This window comes from Kitasatospora sp. NPDC057904, from assembly GCF_042887925.1.
Taxonomy (GTDB): domain Bacteria; phylum Actinomycetota; class Actinomycetes; order Streptomycetales; family Streptomycetaceae; genus Kitasatospora.
Genome location: NZ_JBHVOL010000002.1, coordinates 648,065 through 661,393 on the forward strand (window position 1 = coordinate 648,065; position 13,329 = coordinate 661,393).

At 73.6% G+C, this 13,329-nt stretch carries 9 protein-coding genes; 6 read left to right on the forward strand and 3 right to left on the reverse strand.

Annotated features, from left to right (window positions below; all coding sequences use genetic code 11):
• Nucleotides 1–17: 17 nt before the first annotated feature.
• Entirely contained in the window at nucleotides 18–2,867 is a 2,850-nt protein-coding gene (locus tag ACFVSN_RS08210; RefSeq protein ID WP_387954078.1) for an SdrD B-like domain-containing protein, read from the reverse strand.
• Between the two features lie 514 nt (nucleotides 2,868–3,381).
• Between ACFVSN_RS08210 and ACFVSN_RS08215 the strand changes: the two genes are divergently transcribed.
• The 5 genes from ACFVSN_RS08215 (at nucleotide 3,382) to ACFVSN_RS08235 (ending at nucleotide 10,202) form a co-directional block, all read left to right on the forward strand.
• Nucleotides 3,382–7,830: an amino acid adenylation domain-containing protein gene (locus tag ACFVSN_RS08215; RefSeq protein WP_387954080.1), complete on the forward strand. Its 4,449-nt coding sequence runs from the start codon at nucleotides 3,382–3,384 to the stop codon at nucleotides 7,828–7,830.
• Nucleotides 7,827–8,129: an acyl carrier protein gene (locus tag ACFVSN_RS08220; RefSeq protein ID WP_380444849.1), complete on the forward strand. Its 303-nt coding sequence runs from the start codon at nucleotides 7,827–7,829 to the stop codon at nucleotides 8,127–8,129. The genes ACFVSN_RS08215 and ACFVSN_RS08220 overlap by 4 nt, the downstream gene beginning before the upstream one ends.
• A 10-nt stretch (nucleotides 8,130–8,139) precedes the next feature.
• A complete protein-coding gene (locus tag ACFVSN_RS08225; RefSeq protein ID WP_387588719.1) occupies nucleotides 8,140–8,883 on the forward strand; it encodes a thioesterase II family protein in 744 nt (247 codons plus the stop codon).
• Nucleotides 8,877–9,494, forward strand: coding sequence for a LysE family translocator (locus tag ACFVSN_RS08230; RefSeq protein WP_387954082.1), 618 nt, complete (start codon nucleotides 8,877–8,879; stop codon nucleotides 9,492–9,494). The genes ACFVSN_RS08225 and ACFVSN_RS08230 overlap by 7 nt, the downstream gene beginning before the upstream one ends.
• Before the next feature lie 138 nt (nucleotides 9,495–9,632).
• Complete coding sequence (locus ACFVSN_RS08235; RefSeq protein ID WP_380444851.1) at nucleotides 9,633–10,202, forward strand: hypothetical protein; 570 nt, start codon at nucleotides 9,633–9,635, stop codon at nucleotides 10,200–10,202.
• Nucleotides 10,203–10,206: 4 nt separating this feature from the next.
• On the opposite strand, the gene ACFVSN_RS08240 is transcribed toward ACFVSN_RS08235, so the two are convergent.
• Nucleotides 10,207–11,901, reverse strand: a complete 1,695-nt coding sequence (locus ACFVSN_RS08240; protein WP_387954084.1) for a serine/threonine-protein kinase — start codon at nucleotides 11,899–11,901, stop codon at nucleotides 10,207–10,209.
• Between the two features lie 219 nt (nucleotides 11,902–12,120).
• On the opposite strand from ACFVSN_RS08240, the gene ACFVSN_RS08245 reads away from it, so the two are divergent.
• A complete protein-coding gene (locus ACFVSN_RS08245) occupies nucleotides 12,121–12,339 on the forward strand; it encodes a hypothetical protein (RefSeq protein WP_387954086.1) in 219 nt (72 codons plus the stop codon).
• Between the two features lie 30 nt (nucleotides 12,340–12,369).
• Here ACFVSN_RS08245 and ACFVSN_RS08250 read toward each other — a convergent pair whose 3' ends face one another.
• Entirely contained in the window at nucleotides 12,370–13,275 is a 906-nt protein-coding gene (locus ACFVSN_RS08250; RefSeq protein WP_387954087.1) for a hypothetical protein, read from the reverse strand.
• Between the last annotated feature and the right edge of the window lie 54 nt (nucleotides 13,276–13,329).

Consider the following 13,329-nt stretch of genomic DNA (forward strand, 5'->3'; position numbering starts at 1 on the left):
CGAGCCCTTCCGGACCGTCAGCGCCTGGACCTGCGCCTGCGGGTCAGCACGAGCAGCGCCGCGCCGAGGGCGGTGAGCACCACCGCACCGGCCACGGCCGGCAGGAGCGCCCCGCTCGCGCCGGTGCCGGGCAACGTGCCGGGCACCGGGCGGGGTGCGGCCGGCGGCAGCGGGTAGTCCGGGTTACCGGGGTTGCCGGGGCTACCGGGCACGGCCGGGCCGGTCTGCGCCGGCGGCGAGGACGGCGACGGCGTACCGGTCGGCACCGGAGTCGGCGTCGGCGTGGATGTCGGTGTGGGCGTGGGCGTCGGGGTGGGCGTCGGGATGAGCCGGTTGACCATCGTCACCGAGACCCCGGCGTCGAGGTTGTCCGCGGTCAGCACGAGCGGTGCGGACACCGACGGGTCCGGCGCGGAGTAGCCGTCCGGCGGGCTCACCTCCTGCCAGTAGTACGTCCCGGGTGTGCCGCTGCCCTGGCACACGCCGTCCGCCCCGGTGGTGCAGGGCTCACCGACGGGCGTGTCCGGCTTGTCCCCGGCGGCCTGGAGGCCGTCCGTGCCGTTGCTCTCCTTCCAGAGGCGGAACGTGGCCCCGGCCAGCGGTTTGCCGTCCTGGTCGTTCTTGACGACCCGCAGGACGCCCTCCTGCTGCCGGTAGCCGAAGTCGTACGTGTGGTCGTTCTCGCCCGGTCCGCCGGTGGTCAGCGACCGTTCGGGGAACCTCGCCCCGGCCGGGAGGACGCCCTTGGAGTCGATGAAGTGGTTGTCCCCGACGTCGGCGGCGGTGGGCACCCACTGGTAGAGGGGGCCGCCCTTGGCGTAGTCCGCCGGGTTGTCGATCCGGATCGTGTACTTCGTCCGGGGTTTGAGGCCGCCGGTGACGTCGGAGTCGTCGAAGTAGTACTCGCCCCGCGTCGTCGTCCTCGTGGTGCCGACGACCTTGCCCGACTCGTCGTAGAGGTTGACGGTGGCGCCCGGGACCGGGCGCTGACCCGGGTTCTGGATGCCCTTGCGCTCGGGGTCGTACCAGACCCGGTTGCCGATCTGCAGCGGCGCCCGGTCGCACAGGACCTCCAGGTCGCCCATGGAGGCGCCCTTGCCGAACGGCGCGTTTTCCCTGGGCGGGTTGAGCCGGAAGCCGAGCTGCGGGTCCTGCTTGCCGTCCGCCCGCTGGAGGAACGACGTGCCGTACCCGAGGGCGGTGTGGTTGGGGTCGAAGGCGGAGACCGCGATGGTGTCCTCGACCTTGGAGAGCGCCATGCCGGCGAACGCCGTGTTGTGGTGGCCCACCCCGGCCCAGGCGGTGTCGAAGAACCGGTTGCCCCGGGGGGCGAGGCCGCAGCCGCCGTTGGTGTCCAGCACGTAGGTGCCGTGCACCGGACAGGCCTTGTTCAGGTCGCCGCCGGACATGACGCGGGCGGGGGCGCCCGGCCCGACCGCGCCCGGCGCGCGGTCGGCGAAGCGGTCGCGGAAGGCCAGCAGCATCGACCCGTCGGTCTCGAAGCCGATCTCGCCCAGCTCCGGCTCGGGGTTGGCCATGGTGCCGAGACCGCACGGACGGCCGTTCTGCGCCGTCGGGTAGGTGCTCGTCCACGGGAACCAGCCCGCGCCGTCGCAGGGGCCCGAGCCCACGGTGGACTTGCGCGGGTAGTCCAGCGGCTGGTCCAGCACCGGCTTGCCGAACGCCCCGGTGCCGAGGTCGAACGGCAGGACCACCGCGCGCACGTCGGTGAGCTTCCCGGTGGACTCGCCGGAGCACACCCCGCCGAGGTAGCCGGTGCCGTCCTGCAGGCCGAGGCCGAACGGGCGCCAGTCCCCCGCCGCCGGGCAGCCCGGGTCGGGGATCGGGTAGGCGGCCGAGGGCGCCCCGGCGCTCGGGACGGTGGCGTCGTAGCGGTACAGCTTGCGGTCGTCGAGGTTGACGACGAACAGGTCCTTGCCGTCGTCGGTGATCTTGATGCCGCCGAGGCTCTCCTTGCCCGGCGCGTCGACGAAGGCGTCGTCCGTGCCGCCGCCGTGGACGCTCGTGCTGGCGTCCGGGACGGTGGTGAACAGCGTCGTCGTCTTCTGCGCGAGGTCGGTGACGTAGATCGCGCCCGCGCCGCCCGGGCCGTACCCGGTGGTGCGCTTGGCGACCGCCGAGGAGAACACCCGCCGGTCGGCCTTGTTCCACGCGATGCCGAACAGCGTGCCGGTCTCGGCGTTGGTGGCGATGGTCGTGGCGTTCACGCCCTCGCCGTCCTGGCCGCGCGCGCTGTACGGGAAGGAGACCAGCGTGCGCTGTGCGCCGCCCTCGCGGGCCATGGGCTGGCACGTCGTCACCAGCGGCGCGTTCTTCTGGCAGTAGTCACCCGGGTTCCACAGCCCGGTGGTGTAGGACACGTTCCTGCCGCCGAAGAGGTCGACGAACTCCTCGTTGCTGCTCAGCCGGCCGGGCGCGCCGTCCAGCCCCTGACGGGAGGCGAAGGCCGGGAACAGCACGCCCGGCTTCGGATTCACCACCTGCACCCGGTACTTGCCGCCGGTCGCCTTGCTCGTGGCCGGCGCGAGCGTCACCATGCCGTTGGCCGCGGTGGTGCCCTCGACGCCGACGCCGGCGTCGTCCGTCAGCGTCACCTTCACGCCCGCGATGCCCGGCTCCAGCGCGGACTTGTACACGCCGCTCGCGTCCACGGCCCGGACCACCCGGACCGTCACGGACCCGTCGCCCGTCTGCGGGAACGCGGCCGGGGCCGCCAGCAGCGAGCAGCCGCCCACCCCGACGGCGAGCACCGCGACGCTGCCCGCCGCGCGGCGGGCGGATCTGCGCGCGCGGCCCCGGCCCGGTCCGCGCGCGGTGCCGTTGGGCTCTTCGTCTGTCGTCGTCATCCCCTGCTCTCATCGTCCAGAAGGGCGCTGCGGCCCTTGCTCGTTGGAGAGTTCACGGGGTGGCGGGAAACCGCCATCCTTAACGGGAGCTTAAAGCGGCTTGACGCAATCAGGATGAAGAACGGGAACTTTGACGGCTCATCAGACAGAGCCCGGAGCCACCGTCGAACACTTCCGCGAATAGACACATCTCCCCCGGCACTTGTTCACACACGCCGAATGGCGACTCCAAGCGCTTCTTTGAGACCGCCAAAGCTTCCCCAATATGCGACAAACCGGGCAGAGTTGACCTAGTGTCAGATGTTTGCAAAGTGGCTGGTGCGACGACCGGGAAGATCTTGACACCCCTCCGGGACGGCGGTTTCACTGACAGCGCTCCTCCACCGGAGCCACATCTTCCCGAGCCGCACCGGCGGCCGGACGCCCGCACCGAGATCACCCCCGCAGCGAGATCACGTCCTCACCGGGATCCCGCACGTTTGCGCTCGATAGCACCAGGAATGGGAGAAGCCAGATGGGGAGCGGACAGAACACCGACGGTGGCTGTTGTCCCGGCGAGTCACCCGAAGCCAATGAACCATTCCCGCTGACCGAGATCCAGTACGCGTACTGGGTCGGGCGCGGGCCCAATTTCGTCCTCGGCAACGTCGCGCCCCACGCCTACTTCGAGCTGGAGGGCCGCCGGCTCGACCCGGACCTGCTGAACCGCACCTGGCGCCGCCTGCTGGAGCGCCACGGCATGCTGCGGGCCGTCGTCCACGAGGGCGGCGAGCAGCAGATCCTCGCCGAGGCCCCGCCGTTCGAGATCGCCTTCGAGGACCTGTCCCAGGTGCCCGCGGAGGAGGCGCAGGCCCGGCTCGCCGAGGTCCGCCTGGACCTGTCGGAGCGGGTCTACGACCCCTCCGTGTGGCCGCTGTTCGACATCCGGCTGACCCGCCTGCCCGAGCACGACCGGCTGCACGTGAGCCTCGACCTGCTCATGGTCGACCTGGCCAGCATCGCCGGGCTGTTCAGCGAGTGGAGCGCGCTCTGCCGCGACGAGCGGGCCGAACTCCCGCCGGTCGACGTCTCCTTCCGCGACTACGTGCTCGCGCTGGAGAACGGCACCCAGTCGCCGCGGCACAAGCGCTCGATGGAGTACTGGGTCTCCCGCGCCGAGGAGCTCGCCCCGCCGCCGGAGCTGCCGCTGGCCAAGCCCCCGGCGCGCATACCCAAGCCGCGCTTCACGCACCGCGAGTACCACCTCCCGCCGGAGCTGTGGCAGCGCTTCCAGGAGCGCTCGGAGGAGGCGGGCCTGACCCCGACCGCCGTACTGGCGACGGTCTTCGCCGAGACGCTGCGGATGTGGAGCGGCACGCCGAAGTTCGCACTGAACCTCACGCTCTTCAACCGCCTGCCGCTGCTCCTCGCCGAGAACGCGAAGGGCCACCGCACTGTCCACCCCCACCTGCAGAACCTGATCGGCGACTTCACCTCGATCTGCCTCCTGGAGATGGACACCACCGGCGACCTCCCCTTCGAGGACCGCGTCGCCCGCACCCAGACCCAGCTCCAGCAGGACCTGCGCCACCGCTACGTCAGCGCCCTGCACGCGCTGCGCGAGCGGCGCCGGCGCGGCCTGCAGACCAACTTCGAGACCATGCCGGTCGTCTTCACCAGCGGCCTCGGCACCGTCGCCGACGTCTCCGGGCCGATGGCCTACTTCGGCGACATCACCTACCGGCTCAGCCAGACCCCGCAGGTGTGGCTGGACCACCAGGTGGTCGACTTCACCGGCTCGCTGGACCTCACCTGGGACGCCGTCGAGGAGCTCTTCCCCGAAGGACTCCTGGACGACATGTTCGCGACCTACACGGCGGCGGTCCGCGCGCTCGCCGAGGACGACGCGGTCTGGACGGCCGGCCCCGCCCTCGCCCTGCCCGCCGGCCAGGCCACCGAGCGCGACGGCGCGAACGACACCGCGGGCGAGCTGCCCGGGGGCCTGCTGCACCAGGGCCTGCTCAAGGGCGCCGCCGAGCACCCCGAGCGGCCCGCCGTGATCCACGGCGCCGGGACGGTCACCTACGGCGGCCTCGCCGCACAGGCCGCGTCCGTCGCCGAGCGGGTCCGCCGCACCGCCGACGGCACCGGTCTGCGCGACCGCCTGGTCGGCATCACCCTGCCCAAGGGCCCGGACCAGGTCGCCGCCGCCCACGGCGTGCTGCTCGCCTCGGCCGCCTACCTGCCCGTCGGCCCCGCGCTGCCGCCCGCCCGCCGGTCGGCGCTGCTGACCGACGGCGAGGCGCTCGCCGTCGTGACGGACGCCGCGCACCTGGACGCGCCGGACTGGCCCGAGGGCCTGCCGAGGCTGGACGTCGAGGGCGCCGCCGACCCGGCCGCCCCGGCGGACGCCGCCCGGCCCGAGGACCTCGCCTACGTCCTCTACACCTCCGGCTCGACCGGGCGCCCCAAGGGCGTCATGATCGAGCACCGGGCCGCGCTCAACACCGTCACCGACATCAACGAGCGCTTCGGCGTCGGCCCCGGGGACCGCGTGTTCGGCCTCGCCGACCTCGGCTTCGACCTCTCGGTCTACGACCTCTTCGGCACCTTCCTCGCCGGCGGCGCCCTCGTGCTGCCCGACGAGGACAAGCGCCGCGAGCCGAGCCACTGGGCCGAGCTGATGGCCCGGCACGGCGTCACCGTGTGGAACTCCGTCCCGGCCCAGATGCAGATGCTCGTCGACCACGTCGAGCTCACCGGCGAGGTCCCCGAGGGCCTGCGCCTGGTCCTGCTCAGCGGCGACTGGATCCCGCTGGACCTGCCCGAGCGCATCCTCGCACTGTGGCCCGAGGCCCGCGTGATCAGCCTCGGCGGCGCCACCGAGGCGTCCATCTGGTCCAACTGGCACCCGGCCGACGAGGTCCCCGAGGGCTGCCCGAGCGTCCCGTACGGCAAGCCGCTGCGCAACCAGGCCTTCCACGTGCTCGACGAGCGCATGGAGCCGTGCCCGGTGTGGGTGCCCGGCGAGCTGTACATCGCCGGCGCCGGCCTCGCCCGCGGCTACTTCCGCGACCCCGAGCGCACCGAAGCGAGCTTCGTCCACCACCCGCGCACCGGCGAACGGCTCTACCGCACCGGCGACTTCGGCCGCTACCTGCCGGACGGCGTGCTCCAGTTCCTCGGCCGCCGGGACGGCCAGGTCAAGATCGGCGGCCACCGCATCGAGTGCGGCGAGGTCGAGGCCGTCCTCCAGCGCCACCCCGGCGTGGAGAACGCCGTCGTCGTCAAGTCCGCCGACGACCCGACCAACGCGCGCCTGCTCGGCTACGTCGTGCCGGACCGCACCGACGGCTCCCTGCTGGTCACCGAGACGGCGGACCCAGCCGAGGCCGACCGCCGCCGCGCGGCCCTCGCCTCGGCCGCGACCTTCGCCGCCCCCGGCCCCGACGCCGACACCCTGCTCGGCGCCTGGTCCGCACTCGACGACCTGCACGCCGCGGCCGCCGCCGTCGCCTTCCGCACCCTCGGCCTGCCGCACCTGCCCGGCGAGCGCTTCGACCCGTCCGCCGCCACCGCGGCCGGCGTGGCCACCCGCTACGAACGCTGGCTGGCCCGCGCCACCGACGCCCTGGTGCGCCACGGCGACCTGCGCACCACCGAGGACGGCCTCGAAGTGGCCGTCGAGTTCCCGAAGTCCGTCCCCGACACCGTCGCCGACGCCGCCCGCGCCGCGCTCGGCGCCACCCTGGACGTGCCCGGGGACCTCATCGACTGGATGCTCTCGCTGGCCGGCAACGTCGCCGCCATCCTCACCCAGTCCCTGCACTCGGCCGAGCTCTACGCCTCGGACCGCACGCCCGAGGTGTACGCCCGCCTCTTCGGCCCCGCCTACGCCGTCGCCACCGAGGCGGTGGCCCGGCTCGTCGCCGACTGGCCGGCGGACCGCCCGCTGCGCGTCGTCGAGGTCGGCGGCGGCTACGGCACGCTCACGCAGCACCTGCTGCCGCTGCTGCCCGCCGACCGCACCGACTACCTGTTCACGGACATCTCGACCTACTTCACCGACCGCGCCCAGGAGAACTTCGGGGAGCACGAGTTCGTCCGCTACGGGCTGTTCAACCTCGACCAGGAGCCCGAACTCCAGGGCCACGACGGCCTGTCGGCCGACCTCGTGATCGCCGCCAGCGTCCTGCACGACACCCGGGACATCGCCACCAGCCTCGGCACCCTGCGCTCCGTCCTCGCCCCCGGCGGCCTGCTGCTGATGGTCGAACAGACCGCCATGCACCCGTGGTTCGACCTCACCATGGGCCTCCAGCAGGGCTTCGACGGCTGGACGGACACCGCGTTCCGCACCTGGGGCCACCCGCTGCTCGACTGCCCCCAGTGGGCCGGGCTGCTCACCGAGTGCGGCTACGGCGACACCGCGGTGCTCACCCGCGACGGCGACGGACCGGCCGCGGTCGGCTTCGACGTCCTGGCCGCCGAAGGCCCCGCGGAGCAGCGGCGCTTCGACCGCGACGCGCTGCTCGCGCACGCGGCCGCGCACCTGCCCAAGCACATGGTCCCGGCGCGGCTCAGCCCGCTGGAGCGGATGCCGCTCAGCGCCACCGGCAAGATCGACCGCTCGGTCCTCGCCAAGGCCGGCGCCCGGGGCGTGCAGCGCGGACGGCCGGTGCGTCCGCCGGTCACCGACCGGCAGGCGAAGCTCGTCGAGATCTACCGCTCGATCCTCGGCGTGAACCAGATCGACCTCGCCGACGACTTCCTGGAGGCGGGCGGCGACTCGCTGCTCGCGGCCCGGATCGCCGTCTCCCTGCAGCGCACCTTCGGCGTCGAGGTGCCGGTCGCCGTCGTCCTGCAGAACTCGACGGTGGCCGACGTGGACGCGTGGTTCGAACCGCAGCTCGGCCCGGCGAACCCGCTCGACGTGCCGGCGACCGCTTCCCCCGCATCCGACGCACCCCAGGAGGACGTGTGACACGCGACAGGCTCGTCGAGTGGCTCGCCGACTACATCGCCGAACTGCTGGACATCGCGGTCGAGGAGGTCGGCACCGAGCTCCCGCTGACCGCGCTCGGCGTCGACTCGGCCACCACCCTGGTGCTGGCGGCCGACCTCGGGACGAAGCTGCGCCGGCAGGTGCGGCCCAAGGAGATCCTGGAGCACCCGACGATCGAGGGCCTGGCCGAGTACCTGGCGTCGGCCGGTGCCGAGGCGGACGCCCTTGACGCCGGCACCGTTGACGCCGTCGCCGCCGGAACGGCCGAGGTGAGGTGACGTGACCGGCATGGCGGAACCGCACACCCCCCAGTGGACCATCAGGGCACCGGGCCCGTCCGGGCCGCGCACCCTGTACTGCTTCCCGCACGGAGGCGGTTCCGCCGCCGAGTACGTCCGGTGGGGCCGGCAGCTGGAGGGCCTGAACGTCCTGGCCGTCCAGCTGCCCGGCCGGGGCTCCCGGCTCGACGAGGAACCGTGCACGTCGATGGCCGACCTCGTCGACCGGCTCGCGAAGGAGCTGCCGCTCAGCACCCCCTTCGTGTTCTTCGGGCACAGCTTCGGCGCCCTCGTGTGCTACGAACTCACCCACCGGCTCATCGAGTTGGGTCGTCCACTGCCGGAGCGGCTGATCCTCTCCGGCTACCCGGCACCCGAACTGGCCCGGCACGAGCAGGGGTTCCACCTCCTGCCCGACACGGAGCTGCTCGGCGCCGTGAACGAGCGGCACGGCGGCATCCCCGAAGAGCTCCTGGCCGACCCCGAGCTGGCGCGGCTCTCGGCGGCCGGGCTGCGGGCGGACTACCGGATCCTGGAGACCTACCGGTGGTACGAACGGCCGCCGCTGCCCGTACCGTTCACGGTGCTCGGCGGCGACCGCGACCTCATCTCCCGGGAGCAGCTCACCGCCTGGGAGCGGCACACCGACGCCGGGCCGGTCCCGGTCCGACTGTTCCCCGGGGGCCACTTCTACTTCCGCGAACGGCAGCACGCGGCCGTCCTGCGGAACGTCCGGGCGGCGGCGGCATGCTGACGTTCGCCGTCGCCGCGCTCGTCCTCATCATGATCCCCGGCCCCGACCAGGCGCTGATCACCCGCAACGCCCTGGTCGGCGGCCGGGCCGCCGGCCTGTACACCACGCTCGGCGGCATGCTGGGGCTCAGCGTGCACGTGTCGGCCGCGTCGCTGGGGGTGTCGTCGCTCCTGGTCGCGTCCGCCGTGGCGTTCACCGTGCTGAAGGCCGTCGGGACGCTGTACCTGGTGTGGATGGGCATCGGCACGCTGCGCGCCGCCCGGAAGTCGGCGCGGGCGACGGCCGACGCGGAGGCGTCGGAGGCGGCCGGGAAGACCTGGCTGATGTACGTGCGGCAGGGCTTCCTGTCGAACGCGCTCAACCCGAAGGTGGCACTGTTCTTCGTCACCTTCCTGCCGCAGTTCCTCCCCACGACCGGGCACACGCTGGGCCGGGCGCTGGTGCTCTCGGCCGAGTTCGTGGTGCTGTACCTGCTGTGGTTCAGCCTCTACACCGTCACCGTCGACCGCTTCGGCGCCTTCCTGCGCCGCCCGAAGGTCCGCAGCCGCATCGAGCAGGTCACGGGCGTGCTGCTGATCGGCTTCGGCGTGCGGCTGGCACTGATGCAGTGACACCGCTGTGGGGGTGTCCCGACCGGACACCCCCGCACAGGGTTCCCCGACCACGGCCGGGGCCGGGTTCCGCCCGGCCCCGGCCGTCCGACATCATGGCGGGTTCCGACATCGATTCGGGTGGAGAACGGGAGAACGGTGCAGCCGAAGGATCCCAGGACCCGGGCGGGACGATGGGCCGTAGCGCCGCTCGTCGCGCTGGCGGGGCTCGTCATGATGCTGGCCGGCGCGGCGATGGCCACCGTGTGCGTGCTCAGCATCGGGTACCCGCTGCGGCTCGCCGGGGAGCCCGGCCTGCTGGCCGTCTCGGGCTGCATCACCGAGGGCAGCGGCAAACAGGCCCACACCACCTGCTTCGGCACCTTCACCCCCGACTCGGGCGCCGCCGCCGTTCCGACGTCCTACGACGGCTCCCTGCCGGCCCACGCCCGCGTCCCCGTCCAGTACGTCCCCTCCGAGGACACCACCCACCGCGTGGGCGTGGCCTACACCGGCGTCCGCGTCCTCGGCACCTGCTTCGGCCTGTTGACCGTCATCGGCGGCAGCCTCGGCATCGGCCACGCCGTCCGGATCATCGCGCCCCGCCACGCGGCCCGCTGGCGCAAGGCCGTCCCCGAGCGCTTCGCCGGGTGGGTCGTGGTGGTGCTGCTCGCCCTGACGGCCGTCTCGGGCGTGACCAGCGTGGTGGCGTACGTCTTCACGGACTGAGCCGCTACTTCAGGCCGGCGAGGATCCCCTTCGCCACGTCGCTGACCGTCGCGGCCACGGCGTCGTCCTGGAAGCCCGTGTCGTGCGGAACGTAGGCCCGCACGACACGGTTGGCGGCCACGACGGCCAGGCGGTAGTCCCGCTCGTGGAGCGTGGCGTCGTCCTTCGTCGACTGGTGGGCACGGTCGCCGAGCGCGATGGGCGGCTTGGAGGCCGTTCCGGTGTCCTCCTTCGTCCAGTCCGCGTAGAACTGCTGGGCCTGCTCGGCCGTCTTGAAGGTCAGGACGTCCAGTCCGACGAACGTGCCGGCCCTGCCGCCGTTGGCGAACCAGCGGGTGCACGACTGCAGGGAGAACTCGTCCGGGGTCCCGGGGTTGTGCTGCTCCGACTTCCCCTCGGGAGTGCGCTTCTCCTTGCCGAAGAGCTGCTCCAGCCCGCCGGTGTCGACGTTCCGGCACTCTGCAGGCACCGGGCCGAGGGGCGTCGCGGTGCTGCTCGGGGCGAACGCCGGTGCGGCCGCCGCCGTGGGTGCTCCGGCCAGGCCGCTGGGGACGGGCGGGTTCGCCGCCGAATAGGTCGTGCCCGAGCTCGGGTTGAGCACCACGAGCGCCGTGATCCCCACCACGGCCGCCACGGCGACCGCGATCCCGACGAGCAACTGCCCGCGGCGCCCGGCGTCCGTCGGTTCCGGTGCCGGTGCCGGTGTCCGCAGGGCCATCGTCGGGTCCGGCGTCGGGATCTCCGACGGCATCGTCGGGGTCGGGACGGGCTGCGGTGCGTCCTCCGTCCGCTCCGGCGCCGCGTCGAGGTTGAGCAACTCCACCGTCCGACGGCCGATCTGGGCCATCAGCGGGGCCGCGAGCCAGCCGGCGGCGACCAGATCGGCGGCGCCGCCCGGGGAGAGCCGGGCCGCGACCTGCCGCGGGGTCGGCCGCGCGGCCGGGTCCTTGGCCAGGCAGGCCTCCGCCACCTCTCGCAACTCGCCCTGCAGGCCACCGAGTTCGGGATCGCCGTGCGCCACCTTGTACAGCAGGGCGGCCGCGCTGTCCGCGCCGAACGGCGACGCTCCGGTGGCCGCGAACGCCAGCACCGCGCCGAGCTGGAACACGTCCGAGGCCGGGCCCAGCGGCTGGTCCTGCACCTGTTCCGGCGACATGTAGCCGGGCGAACCCACCACGACCCCGGTGCTGGTGAGCGCGGACGTGGCGAGGCTGTCCATCGCCCGCGCGATCCCGAAGTCGATCAGCACCGGGCCGTCCGGCGACAGCATCACGTTCGACGGCTTGAGGTCGCGGTGGATCAGCCCCAGCCCGTGGACCGCCGTCAGCGCCTCGGCGAGCCCGGCGGCCAGCGCCCGCACGCCGTCCTCGGACAGCGGCCCGAACTGCGCCACGGCCTCGGCCAGCGAGGGCCCGGCGACGTACCCGGTGGCGACCCACGGCTCCGGCGACTCCGTGTCCGAGTCGAGCACCGGCGCCGTCCACGCCCCGCCGACCCGGCGCGCCGCGGCCACCTCACGCCGGAAGCGGGCCCGGAACTCGGCGTCCGCCGCCAGCTCCGGCCGCACGACCTTGACCGCGACGGTCCGCCCGCCGGCCGTCCGCCCCAGGTAGACGCAGCCCATGCCGCCCGCGCCCAGCCGCCCGAGCAGCCGGTACGACCCGACGACGGAAGGATCCCCGGCCTGCAACGGCTGCATCGTCACACCACTCCCCGTTCGCCGCCCCGCCGCTGTCCGGCCACGGCACCCGAATGTGCCGCCCAGAGCTTAGCGGTATCCCTCAGACCCGCCCCCGCGCAGCCTGCGCCGCCCGTGCGGCCTGCGCGGCCACCGCCATGGCCCGCCGGGCCGAGGGGTCCGCCGGATGACCGGCGACGAGGTGCAGGTCCGGCCCCCGGTGCGTGGGCCTATGCACTCGTGGCGACGATGCTGGGCGCGGGCTGGGCGTTCCTGCACTCGACGCTCCGGGCGTGGGCGACGTCGGTGGTGCCCGAGGCGCGCGGAACGGCGGTCTCGTGCTCCGTCGCCGCGCTGTTCATCGGCAGCGCGCTCGGCGCGACCCTCGGCCGGGCGCGGCCGACCACGCGCGGTTCGGGCCGCTCTTCGGGGTGGCGGCTGCCGCGACCGTCCCGCTGACCGTCGCGGTCGTGGCCGGCCGCCACCGCTTCACCGCTCGGGGGCAGGAGCCGGCCCGCCGGCCGGGGTGTCCGGGGCGCCCGGGGCCTTGACCAGCGACACCTTCGAAGCCTCCAGCGCGTTCGCGGGCTCCGGGGCCTCGATCGAGTCCGGTTCCGCCCCGCCGCCCGGCTGCTCGATCCGGCTCAGCAGCCGCGCGACGGCGTCCGTGCGCTCCCGCAGGGTCGCGACGTGAGCCGCCCTGGCCGGCTTGACGGGCTCCTCGGCGGGCCGCACCGGGATGCCGCGGCGGCGGGCGGTCGCGATGAGGCTCTCGCCGACCTGGCCGGACACGACGAGCGTGGCGACGGCGAAGCAGCCCGCGTCCAGGGTGCGCTGCCGGCCGAGCAGGCCGCGGTACACGATCCGCGCGGGCACGGCCAGTTCGTCCAGGCGCTGCTCGACCGACCCGCGCTCCAGCGCCGCGAGGACGACCGTGGCCAGCGCCTCGCCGATCTTGGTGACGGCCCACTTGCGGCCCGGTACCGGCGGCAGGAACTCCCGGACCTTGTCGACCTCCTGCTCCAGGGCGGTGGTGGTCAGCACCTCGAAGGCGTTGCGGGTCTGCACCTCCACGACCTTGTCCCACTCGATCTCCTCGCCGTCGAACCCGGCCTTCACCGGCCCCAGGTGCACGGCGCCGACGCCGTCGAGGAGTCCGAGCAGCTTGTGCACCGCGGCGGGGGTGCGGGGGTGCCGGCCGAGCAGCGTGCCGACCGACAGCTTCCACGGCTCGGTGGCGGGCACGGGCGGCGGCGCGACGGACGTGAGCGCCGTGAGCGCCCACCGTCCGCCCGCCACCGACCGGCCGCCGCGCAGCGCGGCCTGCCAGCCGGCCTGCAACCCGGCCTCGCCCCGCTCGGCCGCCACGCCTATCAGCCGCCCCAGACCACCCATCAGATCCCCGTCCTCACATCGGCAACCCGCCGATGGTAGGCGGTCGGGCGAGCG